Origin of the sequence: Amycolatopsis sp. NPDC048633, assembly GCF_040650695.1 — a bacterium.
Taxonomy (GTDB): domain Bacteria; phylum Actinomycetota; class Actinomycetes; order Mycobacteriales; family Pseudonocardiaceae; genus Amycolatopsis.
Genome location: NZ_JBEZHS010000071.1, coordinates 1 through 15,975 on the forward strand (window position 1 = coordinate 1; position 15,975 = coordinate 15,975).

Annotated in this window: 15 protein-coding genes and 2 tRNA genes; 11 read left to right on the forward strand and 6 right to left on the reverse strand. The window is 70.5% G+C overall.

Translation table 11 applies throughout. The annotated features are described in order from the left end of the window. Nucleotides 1–98: 98 nt before the first annotated feature. A complete protein-coding gene (locus AB0C38_RS48675; protein ID WP_360688292.1) occupies nucleotides 99–908 on the reverse strand; it encodes a hypothetical protein in 810 nt (269 codons plus the stop codon). Nucleotides 909–1,055: 147 nt separating this feature from the next. On the opposite strand from AB0C38_RS48675, the gene AB0C38_RS48680 reads away from it, so the two are divergent. Both AB0C38_RS48680 and AB0C38_RS48685 read left to right on the forward strand, forming a co-directional pair. Further along, the gene (locus AB0C38_RS48680) at nucleotides 1,056–1,931 is read left to right on the forward strand and encodes an LLM class F420-dependent oxidoreductase (RefSeq protein WP_360688295.1); all 876 of its coding nucleotides are present in this window, start codon (nucleotides 1,056–1,058) and stop codon (nucleotides 1,929–1,931) included. A gap of 5 nt (nucleotides 1,932–1,936) precedes the next feature. Further along, nucleotides 1,937–2,383, forward strand: coding sequence for a nuclear transport factor 2 family protein (locus AB0C38_RS48685; RefSeq protein ID WP_360688298.1), 447 nt, complete (start codon nucleotides 1,937–1,939; stop codon nucleotides 2,381–2,383). 20 nt (nucleotides 2,384–2,403) lie between these two features. Here the strand turns inward: AB0C38_RS48685 and AB0C38_RS48690 are convergent, their stop codons facing one another. Continuing rightward, nucleotides 2,404–2,769 carry a helix-turn-helix domain-containing protein gene (locus tag AB0C38_RS48690; protein WP_360688301.1) on the reverse strand — a complete coding sequence of 122 codons (366 nt, stop codon included), beginning with the start codon at nucleotides 2,767–2,769 and terminating at the stop codon, nucleotides 2,404–2,406. 67 nt (nucleotides 2,770–2,836) lie between these two features. Here AB0C38_RS48690 and AB0C38_RS48695 point away from each other — a divergent pair, with 67 nt between their 5' ends. After that, on the forward strand, nucleotides 2,837–3,616 hold the full coding sequence (locus AB0C38_RS48695) for an NAD(P)H-binding protein (RefSeq protein ID WP_360688304.1): 780 nt from the start codon (nucleotides 2,837–2,839) through the stop codon (nucleotides 3,614–3,616). Then, nucleotides 3,613–4,380, forward strand: coding sequence for an alpha/beta fold hydrolase (locus AB0C38_RS48700; RefSeq protein WP_360688308.1), 768 nt, complete (start codon nucleotides 3,613–3,615; stop codon nucleotides 4,378–4,380). The genes AB0C38_RS48695 and AB0C38_RS48700 overlap by 4 nt, the downstream gene beginning before the upstream one ends. Here the strand turns inward: AB0C38_RS48700 and AB0C38_RS48705 are convergent. Together AB0C38_RS48705 and AB0C38_RS48710 are read right to left on the reverse strand one after the other, a co-directional pair. Then, nucleotides 4,377–4,859, reverse strand: a complete 483-nt coding sequence (locus AB0C38_RS48705; RefSeq protein WP_360688310.1) for a hypothetical protein — start codon at nucleotides 4,857–4,859, stop codon at nucleotides 4,377–4,379. The two genes, AB0C38_RS48700 and AB0C38_RS48705, sit on opposite strands and share 4 nt — an antisense overlap. Nucleotides 4,860–5,040: 181 nt before the next feature. Further along, nucleotides 5,041–5,114: transfer RNA gene (locus AB0C38_RS48710), tRNA-Pro, on the reverse strand. A gap of 78 nt (nucleotides 5,115–5,192) precedes the next feature. Here AB0C38_RS48710 and AB0C38_RS48715 point away from each other — a divergent pair. Further along, nucleotides 5,193–5,263 (forward strand) — tRNA-Gly (locus tag AB0C38_RS48715). On the opposite strand, the gene AB0C38_RS48720 is transcribed toward AB0C38_RS48715, so the two are convergent. Then, the gene (locus AB0C38_RS48720; RefSeq protein ID WP_360688334.1) at nucleotides 5,218–9,879 is read right to left on the reverse strand and encodes a HAMP domain-containing protein; all 4,662 of its coding nucleotides are present in this window, start codon (nucleotides 9,877–9,879) and stop codon (nucleotides 5,218–5,220) included. The genes AB0C38_RS48715 and AB0C38_RS48720 overlap by 46 nt on opposite strands. Before the next feature lie 139 nt (nucleotides 9,880–10,018). Between AB0C38_RS48720 and AB0C38_RS48725 the strand changes: the two genes are divergently transcribed. The 3 genes from AB0C38_RS48725 to AB0C38_RS48735 all read left to right on the forward strand — a co-directional run bounded on the left by AB0C38_RS48725 (nucleotide 10,019) and on the right by AB0C38_RS48735 (nucleotide 12,483). Continuing rightward, the gene (locus AB0C38_RS48725) at nucleotides 10,019–11,572 is read left to right on the forward strand and encodes a SpoIIE family protein phosphatase (protein ID WP_360688313.1); all 1,554 of its coding nucleotides are present in this window, start codon (nucleotides 10,019–10,021) and stop codon (nucleotides 11,570–11,572) included. A gap of 82 nt (nucleotides 11,573–11,654) precedes the next feature. Next, nucleotides 11,655–12,197, forward strand: coding sequence for a type 1 glutamine amidotransferase domain-containing protein (locus tag AB0C38_RS48730; protein ID WP_360688316.1), 543 nt, complete (start codon nucleotides 11,655–11,657; stop codon nucleotides 12,195–12,197). Between the two features lie 124 nt (nucleotides 12,198–12,321). Beyond that, entirely contained in the window at nucleotides 12,322–12,483 is a 162-nt protein-coding gene (locus tag AB0C38_RS48735) for a hypothetical protein (protein ID WP_360688319.1), read from the forward strand. 60 nt (nucleotides 12,484–12,543) lie between these two features. Here AB0C38_RS48735 and AB0C38_RS48740 read toward each other — a convergent pair whose 3' ends face one another. Then, complete coding sequence (locus AB0C38_RS48740; protein ID WP_360688322.1) at nucleotides 12,544–12,969, reverse strand: hypothetical protein; 426 nt, start codon at nucleotides 12,967–12,969, stop codon at nucleotides 12,544–12,546. Nucleotides 12,970–13,126: 157 nt separating this feature from the next. Here AB0C38_RS48740 and AB0C38_RS48745 point away from each other — a divergent pair, with 157 nt between their 5' ends. From AB0C38_RS48745 to AB0C38_RS48755, 3 genes are all read left to right on the forward strand, one after another. Next, complete coding sequence (locus tag AB0C38_RS48745; RefSeq protein ID WP_360688325.1) at nucleotides 13,127–13,555, forward strand: helix-turn-helix domain-containing protein; 429 nt, start codon at nucleotides 13,127–13,129, stop codon at nucleotides 13,553–13,555. Nucleotides 13,556–13,769: 214 nt separating this feature from the next. Next, nucleotides 13,770–14,864 (forward strand): hypothetical protein, encoded by a 1,095-nt coding sequence (locus tag AB0C38_RS48750; RefSeq protein WP_360688328.1) that lies wholly within the window; start codon nucleotides 13,770–13,772, stop codon nucleotides 14,862–14,864. Nucleotides 14,865–15,001: 137 nt separating this feature from the next. Continuing rightward, a complete protein-coding gene (locus AB0C38_RS48755; protein WP_360688331.1) occupies nucleotides 15,002–15,841 on the forward strand; it encodes an SAM-dependent methyltransferase in 840 nt (279 codons plus the stop codon). Nucleotides 15,842–15,975: the final 134 nt, after the last annotated feature.

A 15,975-nucleotide genomic window follows, 5' to 3' on the forward strand; every position in this document is an offset into this window, starting at 1 on the left:
CGCCCCAATGTGGCCTTCGGTGCGTTCAACGCACCCAAGGCGGCCTTCGGTGCGTCTGACGCAACCAAGGCCACATTGGGGCGCTTGAAACCGGACGGTCAGAAGTCGAAGCCGCCGCCGTCGAAACCTCCACCGTCGAAGCCGCCGCCGTCGAACCCGCCGCCGCCCCAGTCGCCGCCGCCACCGTCGCCCATGTCGCCGCCGCCGTCACCGCCACCATCGCCGCCGCCCGCGTCACCGGACTCGAGCGCGTCCTGCTGGCCGGCGTCGTAGCCCGACTCCCAGGCCCCGGCGCTGGCGATGCCGCCCATGCCGGAGAACATCGCGCTGAACAGGAACATCGACCCGAGGCCCCAGGCGCCGGCGACGAGCGCGGGCTTCCACCACGGCTCGCTGTACCAGCCCTGCGGCACCGGCCGCCCGGCCACGCGCCCGCCGGGGTAGTAGTACGGCGTGTCCTGACCGGCGTCCGGGGACGCGGCGTAGTGCTGGCCCTCGACGTCGACGTCGCGGCGCTCGGTCACCTTGCCGGCGCGCTCGCGCTCGGCCTCTTCCGGCAGCTGCGGGCCGGGGTCCATGCCCATCGCGACGCGCGCGGCGCGGACGTAGTAGAGACCTTCGACGGCGGTGTCCTTGACCAGCCGGGCCTGCTCGATGGTCTGCGCCTGCTCCATCTGCGAACCGGCCGCGTTGTAGCGCTCGCTCGCGTCCGCCATCGCCTGCATCGACGCGGTGTCGTTGCCGTTGAGGTTGAGGACCTGGCCGCCGAGCCGCTCGACGAGGCGCCGGGCGTCGGCCTTGGCGTCGTCGAGCTCCCGCTGCCGGGCCGCGGCGCGCTGCCGCGAGAAATAGAGGCCGCCACCGACGATCACGACGACGAGCACGATCAGGAAGATCGCGGTGCCCATGGACCACTCCCAGAAGCTCGGTGCCCGGTGACCGGAAGTCACCTTTGATTCGGACAACGCGGACGCTACGCGGAGGGTTCCCGGCGAGTGATCCGGCACACCGGCAGAGCTGGCCGAAGAAACTAGAACACGTTATAGTTCGACGCTATGAAGTTCACCCTGTCGATCGCGATGAACCCGCTTGATCAGCTGGGCGAACTCGCCCAGGCCGCCGAAGAGGCGGGCTTCGCGTCCATTGCCCTGCCGGACTCGCTCTTCTACGCCGAGACGGTGTCCACAGACTATCCGTACACCCCCGACGGCAGCCGATTCTGGACCGCCGACACGCCTTGGGTGGACCCGCTGGTCGCGACGGCCGCCATGGGCGCGGTCACCAGCCGCATCGAGTTCTACACGTCCGTGCTGAAGCTCGGCTCGCGCAACCCGGTGCTGCTGGCGCGTCAGGTCGGCTCGGCGTCGGTGCTCACCGGCGGCCGGTTCGGGCTCGGCCTCGGCGTCGGCTGGCTGCCGCAGGAGTTCGAGTACTGCGGCGTGCCGTTCGAGCGGCGCGGCAAGCGCGTCGACGAGGCCATCGACGTCCTCCGGCTGATCCTCGACGGCGGGATGGTCGAGTACCACGGCGAGTTCTACGACTTCGACAAGATCCAGATGAGCCCGGCGCCGCCGACGCGGGTGCCGTTCTACATCGGCGGCCACACCGACGTCGCGCTGCGGCGCGCGGCCCGCGTCGCCGACGGCTGGTCGTCGGCGATGATGAAGCTCGAGGAGCTGCGCGAGACCATCGCCCGGCTGAAGGAGCTGCTGGCCGAGCGCGGCCGCGCCGGCGACCCGTTCGAGTACCAGGCCGTCTGCATCGACAAGTTCGGTCTCGACGGCTACCGCGAGCAGGCCGAGGCCGGCGTCACCGACATCATCACCATGCCGTGGGTGTTCGACGGCGTCGGGTTCGACGCGCCGGTCGAGCCGAAGCTCGAAGCGATCCACAAGTTCGGCGCCGAGATCATCGCCAAGTTCGAGGAGTGACGAGCATGGGTGTGCAGGTCAGTTGGGACACGTCGGCGGAGCAGCCGCCCGCGCGGCGCGCGGCGTTGGCGTCGATGACCGCGGTGACGGCGGGGGACAAGGAGGCGTGGCTGGACCTGTTCGCCCCGGACGGCGTCGTCGAGGACCCCGTCGGGCCGTCGTTCTTCGACGAAGAGGGCAAGGGGCACCACGGCCGCGACGGGATCAGCGCGTTCTGGGACAAGACGATCGGCAACGTGGAGCGCTTCGAGTTCACCATCCGCGACTCGCACGCGGCGGGCGACGAGTGTGCCAACGTCGGGACGATCACGACGTACCTGCCCGGCGGCTACCGCGTCGACACCGACGGGGTGTTCGTCTACCGCGTCGGCGAGGACGGGCTCATCACGTCGATGCGGGCGTTCTGGGAGACCGAACGCGCGATGGCGACGGCCCGGCAGGTGACGGAGTAGCGAGCGTCGGCGGCGGACGACTACCTGGCGGAGCTGCGCGAGTCGTAAGCCTGCCGGGCTGCGTCGACCTTGCCGAGGTTGGGTGACCAGTCGGCGAGGGTGGCGAACATCGGGCCGAGGCTGCGGCCCAGTTCGCTGATCTCGTATTCGACGCGCGGCGGGACCTCGGCGTGGTAGGTCCTGGTGATGAGGCCGTCGCGCTCGAGTTGGCGCAACCGCTGGGTGAGCACCTTCGGGGTGATGGTGGCGATGCGGCGCTCGAGCTCGACGAACCGCTGACGCCCGTATTCGTTGAGTGCCCACAGGATCGGTGTCGTCCAGCGGCTGAAGACGATGTCGACGATGGGGGAGATCGGACAGGCCAGCTCGGGTGTGGTCTCGGTCACTTTCGGTGCCTCCGTCCAATACTTTCCTCTAGGTACCTACTATACGGCGGAATGTAGCGTCGCTCGCATGATCGTAGTGACTGGAGCGACCGGAAACATCGGACAGCCGTTGGTAGCGGCTTTGGAGTCGGCGGGCGAGGAAGTGCGGGCGGTATCCCGCCGGGGAGCGTTTCCGGGTGACTTGACGGACGCATCGTCGTTGCGCCCGGCTTTCGAGGGGGCGTCAGCGGTGTTTCTTCTGCTGCCGCCGGACTTCCGGGGCGCGGTGGAACCGGTGCTGGAGCAGGCGGCAGGAGCGCGGGTCGTGCTGGTGTCGTCGCAGGGCGTCGGAACGGGCCGGCACCCTGCGTTCTTCGAGGACGCGGTGCGCGGCTCAGGTCTGGAGTGGACGGTGCTACGGCCGGGCGGGTTCGCGTCGAACGCGTTCCAGTGGGCGGAAAGCGTGCGTTCGTCACGGACGCTTGCCGCGCCGTTCGGCGACGTGGCGCTGCCGGTGATCGACCCGGCGGACATCGCCGCGGTGGCGGCCGCGGCTCTCGTGGATTCCTCGCACGCCGGTCGGACGTACGAACTGACCGGCCCAGTATTGGTTTCCCCACGCGACCAGGCGGCGGCGATCTCCGGCGCGGTGGGGGAACCGGTGCGATTCGTCCCGCAGACGCGGGAGGAAGCGCGTTCGGCGATGCTGGGCTTCATGCCTCCGGAGGTCGCGGAGGCGACGCTGGACATCCTGGGCTCCCCGACGCCGGCTGAGCAACGGGTGAGCCCGGACGTCTCGCAGGTGCTGGGCCGCCCGCCGCGCCCCTTCGCCGACTGGGCGGCGCGAAACGCGGTGGCGTTCAAGTGACGACTCTGTCCTATGTGGAGTCCGGAACCGGCGCGCCGGTGGTGTTCCTGCACGGCAACCCGACGTCGTCGTACCTGTGGCGCAACGTGATGCCGCAGGTGCCGGGCCGCCGGCTGGCGCCGGACCTGATCGGCATGGGCACCTCACCGAAGCCATCGCTCGAGTACTCGTTCGACGACCACGCCCGGTACTTGGACGAGTGGTTCGACGCTCTCGAGCTGGACGACGTGGTCCTGGTAGGCCACGACTGGGGAGGGGCGCTGGCGGCGGACTGGGCATCGCGGCACCCGTCGCGAGTCCGGGGGGTGGCGTTCACCGAGGCAGTCCTGAAGCCGATGACGTGGGAAGAGTTCCCTCCGGCGGGCGCGGAGGTGTTCCGCGCGATCAAGGCCCCGGGAGTCACGGACATCCCGGACTTCCTCGCGGGCCTCCCACCCGAGTACGCGCGCCCGTATCCGACTCCCGAGTCCCGGATTCCCTTGCTGCGCTGGGCCCAATCCCTCCCCTTGGGAGGTTCACCGGCATCGGTCGTGGCCCGGATCGAGGCGTTCGACGGCTGGCTGGCGTCGTCGCCTTCGATTCCGAAACTGCTGATCACGTTCGACCCGGGGTTCTCGACAATGCTGACGCAGCCGATGATCGACTGGTTCGTCGCCAACTTCGCTTCGCTGGAAGTGGTGCACTACCCCGTGGCGGCGGGGCACCACACCCCGGAGGAGCAGCCGGCGCTGATCGCCTCGACGTTGACGGCGTGGCTCAGCTAGTCACCCCGTACTTTGCCGATCGGGTACCACTTCGGCGGCTGACCTTTCTTGACCACGAGCAGCCGGTCGCCGTCGACCTGGACAACCTGCCAGCCGTGCTCGTCCGCGGCGGCGAGTTCGGGAATCGACACGGTGATGCCGGAGGTCTCGGCAGGCTCCGACGCCGCGGGAGCGCCGGTCGCAGCCGGCGGCGTGGCATGGGCCGAGGCATAGCCACGGGCGAGCAGATCCGCGGCGAACACGACCGCCATGGCGCCGATGACCGCGATGGCCAGCGCGGCTTGCGAACCGGAACTGGGGTTGGGGCCGAGGAGCTTGGAGCTCCACCCGGTGAAGTTGTCGACGATCAAAGTGACGGCGCCGATGAACGCGGTACCGAGGGTGAGATTGGCCGCGCCGGTCGGTATGGGGTCCTTCGAATTGTCGCTGGTCCCCTTGTCGAGCACCTTGTTGACGACCTTCTCGATCACGTTGGGCATCAGTGCGCCCCTCTCAGCCGGTACGGCAGGCCTCGTCGGTTGATGACGCAGTCGTCCGGGAGATCGCATACGCAACGTTCGCCGGCCGAACGTACTGAGAACGTATCCGGACGGAGGGCGCACACGAACACGCCCGGCGAGCAGGTGCTCGCCGGGCGTGGCGTGAAAGACGGCTGTCCGGTCGGGATGACAGGATTTGAACCTGCGACCCTTCGCTCCCAAAGCGAATGCGCTACCAAGCTGCGCCACATCCCGTGACACCCCCAGGGGGGTGTGTGGTCAGCCTAGCGGGTCACGCTAAGCTGACCTCGCACCCGGGTACCTCGGGGGCACGCGGGTGTAGCTCAATGGTAGAGCCCTAGTCTTCCAAACTAGCTACGCGGGTTCGATTCCCGTCACCCGCTCCGAACGAGGCAGCGTCCGCTTCCAGGGATGTCGCGATCACGTCCAGCAGCTTGTCCGTGTCCACCGGCTTCGTGATGTAGTCGTCCGCGCCGCTGGCCAGGGTCCTTGCCCGGTCCTCCTGGGTTGCCTTGGCCGTTACCGCGATCACCGGCAGGTCCGCGTTGACCGCCTCTGCCCGGATTGCCGCGATCGTCGCGTTTCCGTCGAGCTCCGGCATCATCACGTCCATCAGGACCAGCGCCGTGTCCTCGTGGCGCTCCAACGCCCGGATTCCGTCCACGCCCGTCTCCGCGTAGACCACCTCCAGGCCCGCCTGCTCCAGGACCGCTGCCAACGCGAACACGTTACGAAGATCATCGTCGACGATCAGGACCTTCTCGCCGTGGAAGCGCTTCGGGGTGACGTCCGGGGCCGCCACCAGGACCGTGCTCGGGACCGCCGGCAGCCGCGGCGACGACAGCGCCGTCACCGCCGGGTCCACCAGGTTGGCCGCCGCCACCGGGAGGTACAGCGTGAACGTCGACCCGGCGCCCGGCTCGCTCACCACCCGGAGCTCGCCGCCCAGGAGCTCCGTCAGCTGCTGGCTGATGTTGAGCCCGAGGCCCGTTCCGCCGTACTTGCGGCTCGTCGTGCCGTCCGCCTGGCGGAACGCCTCGAAGATCACCGCCAGCTTCTCCTCCGGGATCCCTATCCCGGTGTCTTCGACGGCGAACGCGATGATGCCCGGCGCGTTCCGGAGGGCCTCCTGCTCGACCTCCGCCGGGTCCGCCGCCCGGATGTGGAGGCGCACGCCACCCTCGTCGGTGAACTTCGCCGCGTTCGAGAGCAGGTTGCGCAGGATCTGCTGGAGGCGGTGCTCGTCGGTGTGGACGCTGCCCGGCACCGGCGGGTCGATGTGGACCGCGAACTCCAAGCCCTTGTCCGCCGTCAACGGCCGGCACAACGACTCGACGTAGTCCACCAGCTCCGGCAGCGTGATGTCGGACATCTGCATGTCCAGCCGGCCGGCCTCGACCTTCGCCAGGTCCAGTATGTCGTTGATCAGCTGCTGCAGGTCCGACCCGGCCGCGTAAATCGTCTTCGCGAACTGGATCTGCTTCTCCGTCAGGTTGCCCTCGGGGTTCTCCGACAGCAGCTTCGCCAGGATCAACGCGCTGTTCAGCGGCGTGCGCAGCTCGTGCGACATGTTCGCCATGAACTCGGTCTTGTACTGCGACGCCACCGTCAGCTGCCCGGCGCGCTCCTCCAGCTCCTGGCGCGCCTGCTCGATCTCGCTGTTCTTGACCTCGATGTCGCGGTTCTGCTGGGCCAGCAGCGCGGCCTTCTCGGCCAGCTCGGTGTTGGACCGCCGCAGCTCGCCCTGCTGGGCCTGCAGCTGCTCCGACCGCGCCCGCAGCTCCTGGGCCAGCCGCTGCGACTCGGTGAGCAGTGCTTCGGTCCGCGAGTTGGACAGGATCGTGTTGACGTTGACGCCGATCGTGTGCCGCAGCTGCTCCAGCAGGTCCTGGTGGACGGTGCTGAGCTCGTTGACCGAGGCCAGCTCCAGCACCCCGAGCACCTCGCCCTGGAACAGCACCGGCAGCACGATGAGGTTCACCGGCGACGCCGAGCCGAGCCCGGACGAGATCACCGCGTACTCCGGCGGCGCGTTGTGGACCAGGATCGTGCGGTGGTCGACGGCGGCCTGCCCGATCAAGGACTCGCCGATCGCGAACCGCAGGCCGGCGCGCGACTGGGCGAGGCCGTAGGCGGCGATGCACTCGAGCACCGTGCCGTCGCGGTCGTCGTCGCGGGCCAGGAAGAACGCACCCTGCTGCGCCCGGACCAGCGGGGCCAGCTCGGACAGGATCAGCGCCGCGACCGACGCCAGGTCGCGGTGCCCCTGCATCCGGCCCGACAGCTGCGCGAGGTTCGTCTTCAGCCAGTCCTGCTCGCGGTTGGTCCTCGTCGTCTCCTTGAGGTTCGCGATCATCTGGTTGATGTTGTCCTTGAGGTCCGCGACCTCGCCGGACGCGTCGACCGCGATGTGCCGGGTCAGATCGCCGGCCGTCACCGCCGTCGCCACCTGCGCGATCGCGCGGACCTGCGTGGTCAGGTTCCCGGCCAGCTGGTTCACGCTCTCGGTGAGCCGCTGCCAGGTGCCGGACACGCCGCCGACCTCGGCCTGGCCGCCGAGCTTGCCCTCGGTGCCGACCTCGCGCGCCACCCGCGTGACCTCGGAGGCGAACGCGGAGAGCTGGTCGACCATCGTGTTCATCGTGGTCTTGAGCTCGAGGATCTCGCCGCGGGCGTCGACGTCGATCTTCTTCGTCAGGTCGCCCTTCGCGACCGCGGTGGTCACCTGGGAGATGTTGCGCACCTGGCTGGTCAGGTTGTGCGCCATGAAGTTGACGTTCTCGGTCAGGTCCTTCCAGGTCCCGGCCACGCCGGGGACCCGCGCCTGGCCGCCGAGGATGCCTTCGGTGCCGACCTCGCGCGAGACGCGGGTGACCTCGTCGGCGAACGCGCGCAGCGTCTCGACCATGCCGTTGAGCGTCTCGGCCAGCGCCGCGACCTCGCCCTGGGCGTCGATGGAGATCTTCTTCGACAGGTCGCCGTTGGCCACGCCGGCCGCCACGGTGGCGATGCTGCGCACCTGGTCGGTCAGGTTGGTGGCCATGACGTTGACGTTGTCGGTGAGGTCCTTCCACGTGCCCGCGACGCCGCGGACGGTGGCCTGGCCGCCGAGCTTGCCTTCGGTGCCGACTTCGCGCGCCACGCGGGTGACTTCGTCCGCGAACGCGGAGAGCTGGTCGACCATCGTGTTCAGCGTCGTCTTGAGCTCGAGGATCTCGCCGCGCGCGTCGACCGAGATCTTCTGGGTCAGGTCGCCCTTCGCGACGGCCGACGTCACCTGGGCGATGTTCCGGACCTGGTCGGTCAGGTTGTTCGCCATGAAGTTGACGTTGTCGGTGAGGTCCTTCCAGGTCCCGGCGACGCCGGGCACGGCGGCCTGGCCGCCGAGCTTGCCTTCGGTGCCGACTTCGCGGGCCACGCGGGTGACTTCGTCGGCGAAGGCGGACAGCTGGTCCACCATCGTGTTCAGCGTGTCCTTGAGCTCGAGGATCTCGCCCCGGGCGTCCACCGCGATCTTCTGCGTCAGGTCGCCGCGCGCGACGGCGGTCGCTACCTGGGCGATGTTGCGGACCTGGGTGGTCAGGTTGTTCGCCATGAAGTTCACCGAGCCGGTGAGGTCGCGCCAGGTGCCGGCGACGCCCGGGACCTGCGCCTGCCCGCCCAGCTGGCCCTCGGTGCCGACCTCGCGCGCGACGCGGGTGACTTCGTCGGCGAAGGCGGACAGCTGGTCCACCATCGTGTTCATGGTCGTCTTGAGCTCGAGGATCTCGCCGCGGGCGTCGACGGTGATCTTCTGGGTCAGGTCGCCCTTCGCCACGGCGGTGGTCACGTGGGAGATGTTGCGGACCTGGTCGGTGAGGTTGTCGGCCATGCCGTTGACCGAGTCGGTGAGGCTGCGCCACGTCCCGGCCGCGCCGGCCACCTCGGCCTGGCCGCCGAGCTTGCCCTCGCTGCCGACCTCCCGCGCCACGCGGGTGACTTCACCGGCGAACGCCGAGAGCTGGTCGACCATCGTGTTGAGCGTGTTCTTCAGCTGCAGGATCTCGCCGCGCGCGTCGACTTCGATCTTCTTCGTCAGGTCGCCGTTGGCCACCGCGGTCGCCACCTGCGAGATCCCGCGGACCTGGTCGGTCAGGTTGTCGGCCATCTGGTTGACGGAGTCGGTGAGGTCGCGCCACGTCCCGGCGACGCCGGCCACCTGGGCCTGGCCGCCGAGCTTGCCGTCGGAGCCGACCTCGCGGGAGACGCGGGTGACCTCGTCGGCGAACGACGAGAGCTGGTCGACCATCGTGTTGATGGTGTTCTTGAGCTCCAGGATCTCGCCGCGGGCGTCGACGTTGATCTTCTGGGTCAGGTCGCCGCGCGCGACGGCCGTGGTGACCTGCGCGATGTTGCGGACCTGCTCGGTGAGGTTGTCGGCCATGAAGTTGACGGAGTCGGTCAGGTCGCGCCAGGTCCCGGACACACCCGGGACGACCGCCTGGCCGCCGAGACGTCCCTCACCCGCGATCTCGCGGGAGAGCCTCGTCACCTCGGCGGCGAAGCGCGACAGCTGCGCGATCAGGCCGTTGACCGTCTTGGCCAGCGTCGCGTACGCGCCCTGCAGCGGGCGGCCGTCCAGCGTCAGGGTCATCGGCTGGCCCAGGTCACCCTCGGCGACGGCGCCGAGCACCCGGTCCAGCTCGATCGTCGGCCGCGTGAGGTCCTCGACGAGGCCGTTGACGCTGTCGACGGCGGTGCTCCAGCCGCCGGGGCCGACCTCGGCCTCCAGCCGCTCGCTCAGCCTGCCGTCCTGGCCGACGGCCGCGCGCACCCGCAGCAGCTCGCTGACCAGCCGCTGGTTGCGTTCGGCGATGTCGTTGAACGCGACCGCGAGCTGGGCCGAGATGCCGTCGCCGTGCGGCACGAGCCGCCGGCGGAAGTTGCCGTCCCCGAGATCCCGCACCGCAACGAGCAGCCGCTCCAGCGCCGCCGCCTCGCTCTGGGATTCCGTTGTCATGTGTGCCGACCCTCTCCACCACGCATGCGCCAGCCATGGTCCATGACCCAGCGTGTCATGATTCGCCCTACACTTCGAGCCAGTCCGCCCGCTCACGCGGTAACCGTGCGATCGCAGTCCGGAGGCAGGAGGTCCGTGCATGGTGTCACGTCCGGCCCCGGCCTCGGCGGCCCTGCCGCCGATGACCGGTGAGGACGCGCCGCCGGGCTTCGACGCCTTCGGACGGGCCGTTCTCGAAGACGTCCGCGACGCGGTGTTCCTCCAGGACGCCGACGGCGCGCTGCGCTGGGCGAACCCGGCGGCGCGCACGCTGACCGGCGGCGCCGAGCCGCGGCTGCACCCCGTCGCCGAGACCTCCGGGCACGTGGAAGTGGCGGGGAACCGCCGCCCGGCCCGCGTCCGAGCCCTGCCCGGCGGTTGGCACGCCTGGACCGTCCCCGCGGAGGACGTCCCGCAGCGGCACGTCGGCGACTTCCTCGCCGAGGCCGGTCCCCGGCTGGCCGGAGCGCGCGGGCGGCACGGCACCGCGCGGGTGATCGCCGAGCAGGCCGCGTCCGCGCTGGCCGAGACCGTCTTCGTGCTGCTGCCGACCACCCGCGGCCGGTGGGAGTGGTGGAGCTGTGAACGCCCGTCGGCGCACGGCCACGGCCGGATCCGCCGGGTCCCGGCGCAGGTCGCGCCGGTGCTGGCGGAGACGTTCGCGGCGACCGGGAAGCCGCAGCTCGCCCCGGTGCCCGCCCCCGAGATCGCCACCCTGCCCTCGATCGTCGCCGACCGGTTCGCCGGGCACGCCGAGGTGGCGGTGGTGTCGCTGGGCCCGAACGGCGGTTCCGGCGTCACCGGCGCCCTGCTGCTGGGCCGCAAGGCGGACCCGGAGTTCGGCGCCGAGCAGAGCCGCGCGGTCGTCGAGTTCGCCAGGGCGGCCGGGACGGCGCTGGCCAACGCGCAGCGCTACGCCCGCCAAGAGGAGGCCACGCGCGGCCTGGAGACCACGCTGCGCCCGGTCGACCCGCCCGAGCTCGACGGCGCCCGGTTCGAGACCTGGTACGAGCCGGCCGCCGGGGTGCTCGCGGTCGGCGGCGACTTCTTCGACGTCCTCGCCCACGACGACGGCAGCGCGTTCCTGGTGCTCGGCGACATCTGCGGCAAGGGTGCCGAGGCCGCGGCGCTGACCGGGCGGGTCCGGCACGCGCTGACCGCGCTCGCCATGGTCGAGCGCGACGGCCGGACGCTGCTGCGGCTGCTCAACGAGCTGCTCATCGCCGGTGGCAGCAGCCGGTTCGCCACGCTGGTGCTCGGCACGGCCCGGCCGTCGGACGGCGGCGTCGGCCTGACGCTGGCCTCCGGCGGGCACCCGGCGCCGCTGATCGTCCGCCGGGGCGGCGTGGTCGAGGAGGTCACCGTCCCGGGGACGCTGGTCGGGATCTCGCCGCAGGCCCGGTTCGCCGAGGCGGAGGTGCGGCTGGAGCGCGGCGACGTCTGCCTGCTCTACACCGACGGCATCACCGAGGCCCGCAACCGGCACGACCAGACGGAGCTGTTCGGCGACGACCGGCTGCGCGCGGTGCTGGCGACCGCGTCGGGCCAGCCCGCCCGCGAGGTCGTGCGGCGGCTGCGGCAGGCCGTGCGCGACTGGCTCGGCAGCTCGGCCCACGACGACATCGCCGTGCTCGCCATCGAATGCTCGGACTGAGTCTCAGTCCTTTGTAGACCGTGTTTGACCGCCTCCGGAGCGGGTAATTCTTTCGTGCATTGATCTCCGACGGAGGAATCTCATGGCGAACGCACTGCAAGGACGCCGCGTCGCGATCCTGGCCGCGGACGGCGTCGAACAGGTCGAGCTGGAGCAGCCGCGCCAGGCCGTCCTCGACGAAGGCGCGACGGTGGAGCTGGTGTCGCTGGACACCGGCGAGATCCAGGCGATGAACGGCGACATCGACAAGGGCGACCGGTTCCCGGTCGACCGGAAGGTGGCCGACGTCGGGCCCGGGGACTTCGACGCGCTCCTGCTGCCGGGCGGCACGATGAACCCCGACAACCTGCGGACGAACGCCGACGCGGTAAAGTTCGTCGCCGATTTCGTGCGCGCGGGCAAGCCGGTCGGCGTGATCTGCCACGGTCCGTGGACGCTCGTCGAAGCGGACGTCGTCCGTGGCCGCACGCTGACGTCGTACCCGAGTATCCGCACCGACCTGCGTAACGCCGGCGCCACCGTTGTCGACGAAGAAGTCGTAGTCGACAACGGCCTGGTTTCCAGCCGCAACCCGGACGACCTGCCGGCGTTCTGCCGCACGGTCGTGCGCGAGTTCGCGGGCTGACGTCCTTTGTGGACGTTCACCCGGCCGTGTCCTTAAGTCCCGCTTAAATCTGTTGGCTTTCGGCGCTCCGGCGGAGGACGCTGAGGGTGTGACCAGGATCGCCCGTGGAGAGGAGGTGGACGCAATGACAGTGCAGGCACGCCGCTACGGCCGCTGGTGCCGGGAGCACTTCGACGTGGTCGCCGCCCAGGGTGTTCCCGCTCCCCGGCCGGCCGACGCCGCCGAGGCCCGGCCGCCGTCCGAGCCGGAGCCGGTCAAACCGGTCGCCGAACAGCCGCAGGGCTGACAGACGCACGAAGAAGGCCTCCCCGGCCGAGCCGGGGAGGCCTTCTTCGTCGAGTCTCTGTCAGCCGTAGTAACTGGTGTTGCGACGGCGGCGGTACCAGACCCGCCGGGGTCCCGGCGCACCGATCCGGGTGATGACGTCCGTCAGGATCGCGCCGATGACCAGCCAGATCACCGCGGCGAGGCCGTCGTTCAAGAACGTCGCCAGCTTCACCGAATCGGGCGTGAAGAGGTTGCGCAGGCCGAGGGAGACGCCTGAGGACCACTCGTTCACCAAGTGCGCGAACCCGTTCGCCGAGTTCGCCTCACCCAGCACCAGGAGGATGTGGGCGGCGAGCACCAGGGCGAACAGCGCGCACACGAGGTGGATGAGGGCGTTGACCGTGCGCACGATCCGGAGGCGTGGATGGGTGCGTTCCACGACTTCTTCGGCCGGGGCGGGCTCGTACGGCGGTTCGTACGGCTCCTGGGGAGGGGGATACGGCATCGTCGGCGCCGTCCTTTCGACTGTCCGATGTGGACGTACCTGGGCGAGCGGAAGCAACACCGGGGAATACCCGGCACCCGGTCGGGCAAACCGCATGTTCCGCAAACTTCCCTCAAAGTGGACATGGTACGGTAGTTTGCGGAACATTAGGAGGGTTATGGCGCGGGAGGTCTTCTCCGTCGAACAGGTCGCCGCGAAGCTCGGGCTGCACGTCCGGACGGTCCGGAACTACGTGCGGGACGGGCGGCTCAAGGCGGTCCGGATCGGCAAGCAGTACCGGATCGCCGCCGACGACCTCGAGGCCTTCACCGGGCTGCCGGTGGCGGAACCGCGGCCGGACCGGCCCCTCGCCGAGCTTTCGGGCGTCGCCGAGGTCAGCGGCGTCGACCGGGCGACGGCCGACCGGATCGCCACCGTGGTCGTCGCCTCGGTGAACGGGCCGCGGGACGGGGGCGAGCGGCCCCTGCGCGTCGAGACCATCTACGACCGGGAGCGCGCCACCGTGAAGATCATCGTGCACGGCGACCTCGCCGCCGGCGCGGAGCTGCTGCGCTTCGTGGCTTCGTTCACCGAGGGCCTCGCGTGACCACGATCCACCGCTCGGCCGAAGGTGGGCCGGGGCCGCGGCGGAACTCCTGAAGGAAGAAGGATCTTGCTCGACCAGCGCCACGGGACCGGGGTCGTCGGCGCCACCTACGGGCAGGACGTCGAGGTCCTCGTCGTGGCGGTCGAGCGGTTCCCCGCCCGGTTCTGAGAACCTCGCGCGGGACGGGCAACCCCGTCCCGCGCGGCACGTCCAGGTGATCATGAGAATCCCGGCGCTGCTCGCGTCCGTCCTCACCCTCCTGGCCGTGTCCGGCTCGCCCGCGACGGCGGAAACCGCTGTCCCCAGCGGGTTCCGGCCCGCTTCGACGAGCTGGACCGGCCCCGACACGGGCTACGTCCTGGGGTACTCGCCGTGCGCGAAGTCGTGGTGCCCGGCTCTGCTCGGCACGACCGACGGCGGAACGCGCTGGCGGCGTCTCGGCGCGCCGCCGATGTCGTTGCCGGACAACCACAACCACGTCGCGCTGACGTTCGTCGGCGAGCGCGTCGCGTACGTCAGCGACGGCGTCCACGTGCGCACGACGCGCGACGGCGGCGCGAGCTGGCACCCGGTCGGCCTGGCCGGCGCGCGGGAGCCTTACTACCTCTCGAAGATCACCGAAACCGCCGGCCGGGTCTTCGCCGTCCTCACCACCTACGGCGAGGGCCGCGGCTCGACGCGGCTGTACTCCGGCGCCGCCGGCTCGCCGGTGCTGGTTCCGGTGCCCGGCTTCGCGGTCGGCGGCGGGATCAGCTACGGGGACCTCGCCGTCGGCGGCGGCCTGCAGGTCGCGCTCGGCGCGGACTACGGCACGGAGAAGTACTGGACCTCGCGCGACGGCGTCCGCTTCACCCCGGCCGAACCGCCGTGCCCGGCCGGGTCGGTCGCTTCGCTCGCCGGCGTCCGCGACCGGCAGGTCGTGGCGTTGTGCAGCAGCAGCCCCGGCTCGCCGCAACCCGGCTCGACCGAGCGGGAGCTGGGGCACGCGGCGAAGCTCGGCGGGACGTTCAGCGGGGGTGACGCGGCGCCCTTCGCCGGGATCACGCAGGGCTTCGCGGCGGCGTCGCCGGCGGCGGCGACGGTCGCGGCCGAGGGCGGCGGCACCGGGTTCCTGCACAGCACGGCCGACGGCGGCCGCACCTGGACGACGAGCGTGCTGTCCGATCGCGGGCTCAGCCTGACCGATCTGGACTTCCCCGGCCGGGGCACCGGTGTGGTCGTCGACGGCCAGCCGGACGCCGACGGCGGCTCCGCCCTGTATCGGACCACGGACGGCGGACACAACTGGCGAGTACTGCGTTTCGGGTAGTTGTCCCTGGCAGGCAAGGCCCTTCGGCCTGGTTCACTTGATGAACGCCATGTCGTAGTCTGAGCACTGTCCGTTGCCGGACAGAGGTGGCCGGGCCCGGGGCAGGGGCCGGCGCCCCAGACGAGGGAGAACAGTCGATGACGCCTGGCGACCTGCGGTCCGGAACCGAGGGGGGCTCGGCGTCCCTCGATTTCTCCAAGGCGAGCTTGGCCAGGCTGTCGGACGCCTTGCTGGGCGGCCACGACCACTACGAGGTCGACCGCGAAGCGATGCGGCGCCTGCTGGCGATCGCGCCCGGCGCGCGCACGATGGCGAAGGAGCACCGCGACTGGCTGGTGCGCGCGGTCCGGTTCCTCGCCGGGAAACGCGGCATCGACCAGTTCCTCGACCTGGGCTCCGGCATGCCGACGGCGGAGAACACCCACCAGGTGGCCCAGCGGTACAACCCGGACGCGCAGGTTGTGTACGTCGACAACGACCCGGTCGTGCAGGTGCACGGCCGGGCGCTGCTCGAGGAGAACTACCTGACGCACGTGACGGGCGCCGACCTGACCCGCCCGGCGGAGACGCTGGCCGACGACGTCGTCAAGGAGTACCTCGACTTCACGCGGCCGGTGGCGCTGATCCTGACGTCGATCGTCCACCACATCGACGACTACGAGCGCGCGAAGTCGATCGTCGCGGACTACGTGGCGGCGCTCGCGCCGGGCTCGTACCTGCTGCTCACGCACCACTTCGACCCGGAAGAGGACTCGCCCCGCCAGGAGCTGGCGCGGCTGCTGGAGACGAGCTTCCAGGGCACCGGGCTGGGCAGCGTGCACCGCACGCGGGAGCAGATCACGGGGTTCTTCGAGGGCACGGAGCTGCTCCGGCCGGGGCTGGTCTACCTGCACGAATGGTGGCCGGACGGGCCCCGGATCCACCCGCTGAGCGAGCTGAACTTCCTGACCCTGGGCGGAGTGGCCCGCAAGCAGTGACCCCAAGTCCGTGAAGGCCACCTTGAGGGACTCCAAGTCCCTCAAGGTGTGCTTAACCGGGGTGGGTGGGGGGCGGGGGCGGTGTGGGGGTGCGGGGGCGGGCCGGGGGGCGCACCCCGGGCCACCGGCGGCAG

Bases quoted from the DNA above. Each gene is read 5' to 3' on its own strand.
- AB0C38_RS48685 (WP_360688298.1), top strand. From the start codon at position 1,937: ATGGGTGTGCAGGTCAGTTGGGACACGTCGGCGGAGCAGCCGCCCGCG.
- AB0C38_RS48755 (WP_360688331.1), top strand. From the start codon at position 15,002: ATGACGCCTGGCGACCTGCGGTCCGGAACCGAGGGGGGCTCGGCGTCC.
- AB0C38_RS48720 (WP_360688334.1), bottom strand. From the start codon at position 9,879: ATGACAACGGAATCCCAGAGCGAGGCGGCGGCGCTGGAGCGGCTGCTC.
- AB0C38_RS48675 (WP_360688292.1), bottom strand. From the start codon at position 908: ATGGGCACCGCGATCTTCCTGATCGTGCTCGTCGTCGTGATCGTCGGT.
- AB0C38_RS48695 (WP_360688304.1), top strand. From the start codon at position 2,837: ATGATCGTAGTGACTGGAGCGACCGGAAACATCGGACAGCCGTTGGTA.
- AB0C38_RS48705 (WP_360688310.1), bottom strand. From the start codon at position 4,859: ATGCCCAACGTGATCGAGAAGGTCGTCAACAAGGTGCTCGACAAGGGG.
- AB0C38_RS48735 (WP_360688319.1), top strand. From the start codon at position 12,322: ATGACAGTGCAGGCACGCCGCTACGGCCGCTGGTGCCGGGAGCACTTC.
- AB0C38_RS48740 (WP_360688322.1), bottom strand. From the start codon at position 12,969: ATGCCGTATCCCCCTCCCCAGGAGCCGTACGAACCGCCGTACGAGCCC.
- AB0C38_RS48730 (WP_360688316.1), top strand. From the start codon at position 11,655: ATGGCGAACGCACTGCAAGGACGCCGCGTCGCGATCCTGGCCGCGGAC.
- AB0C38_RS48745 (WP_360688325.1), top strand. From the start codon at position 13,127: ATGGCGCGGGAGGTCTTCTCCGTCGAACAGGTCGCCGCGAAGCTCGGG.
- AB0C38_RS48725 (WP_360688313.1), top strand. From the start codon at position 10,019: ATGGTGTCACGTCCGGCCCCGGCCTCGGCGGCCCTGCCGCCGATGACC.
- AB0C38_RS48680 (WP_360688295.1), top strand. From the start codon at position 1,056: ATGAAGTTCACCCTGTCGATCGCGATGAACCCGCTTGATCAGCTGGGC.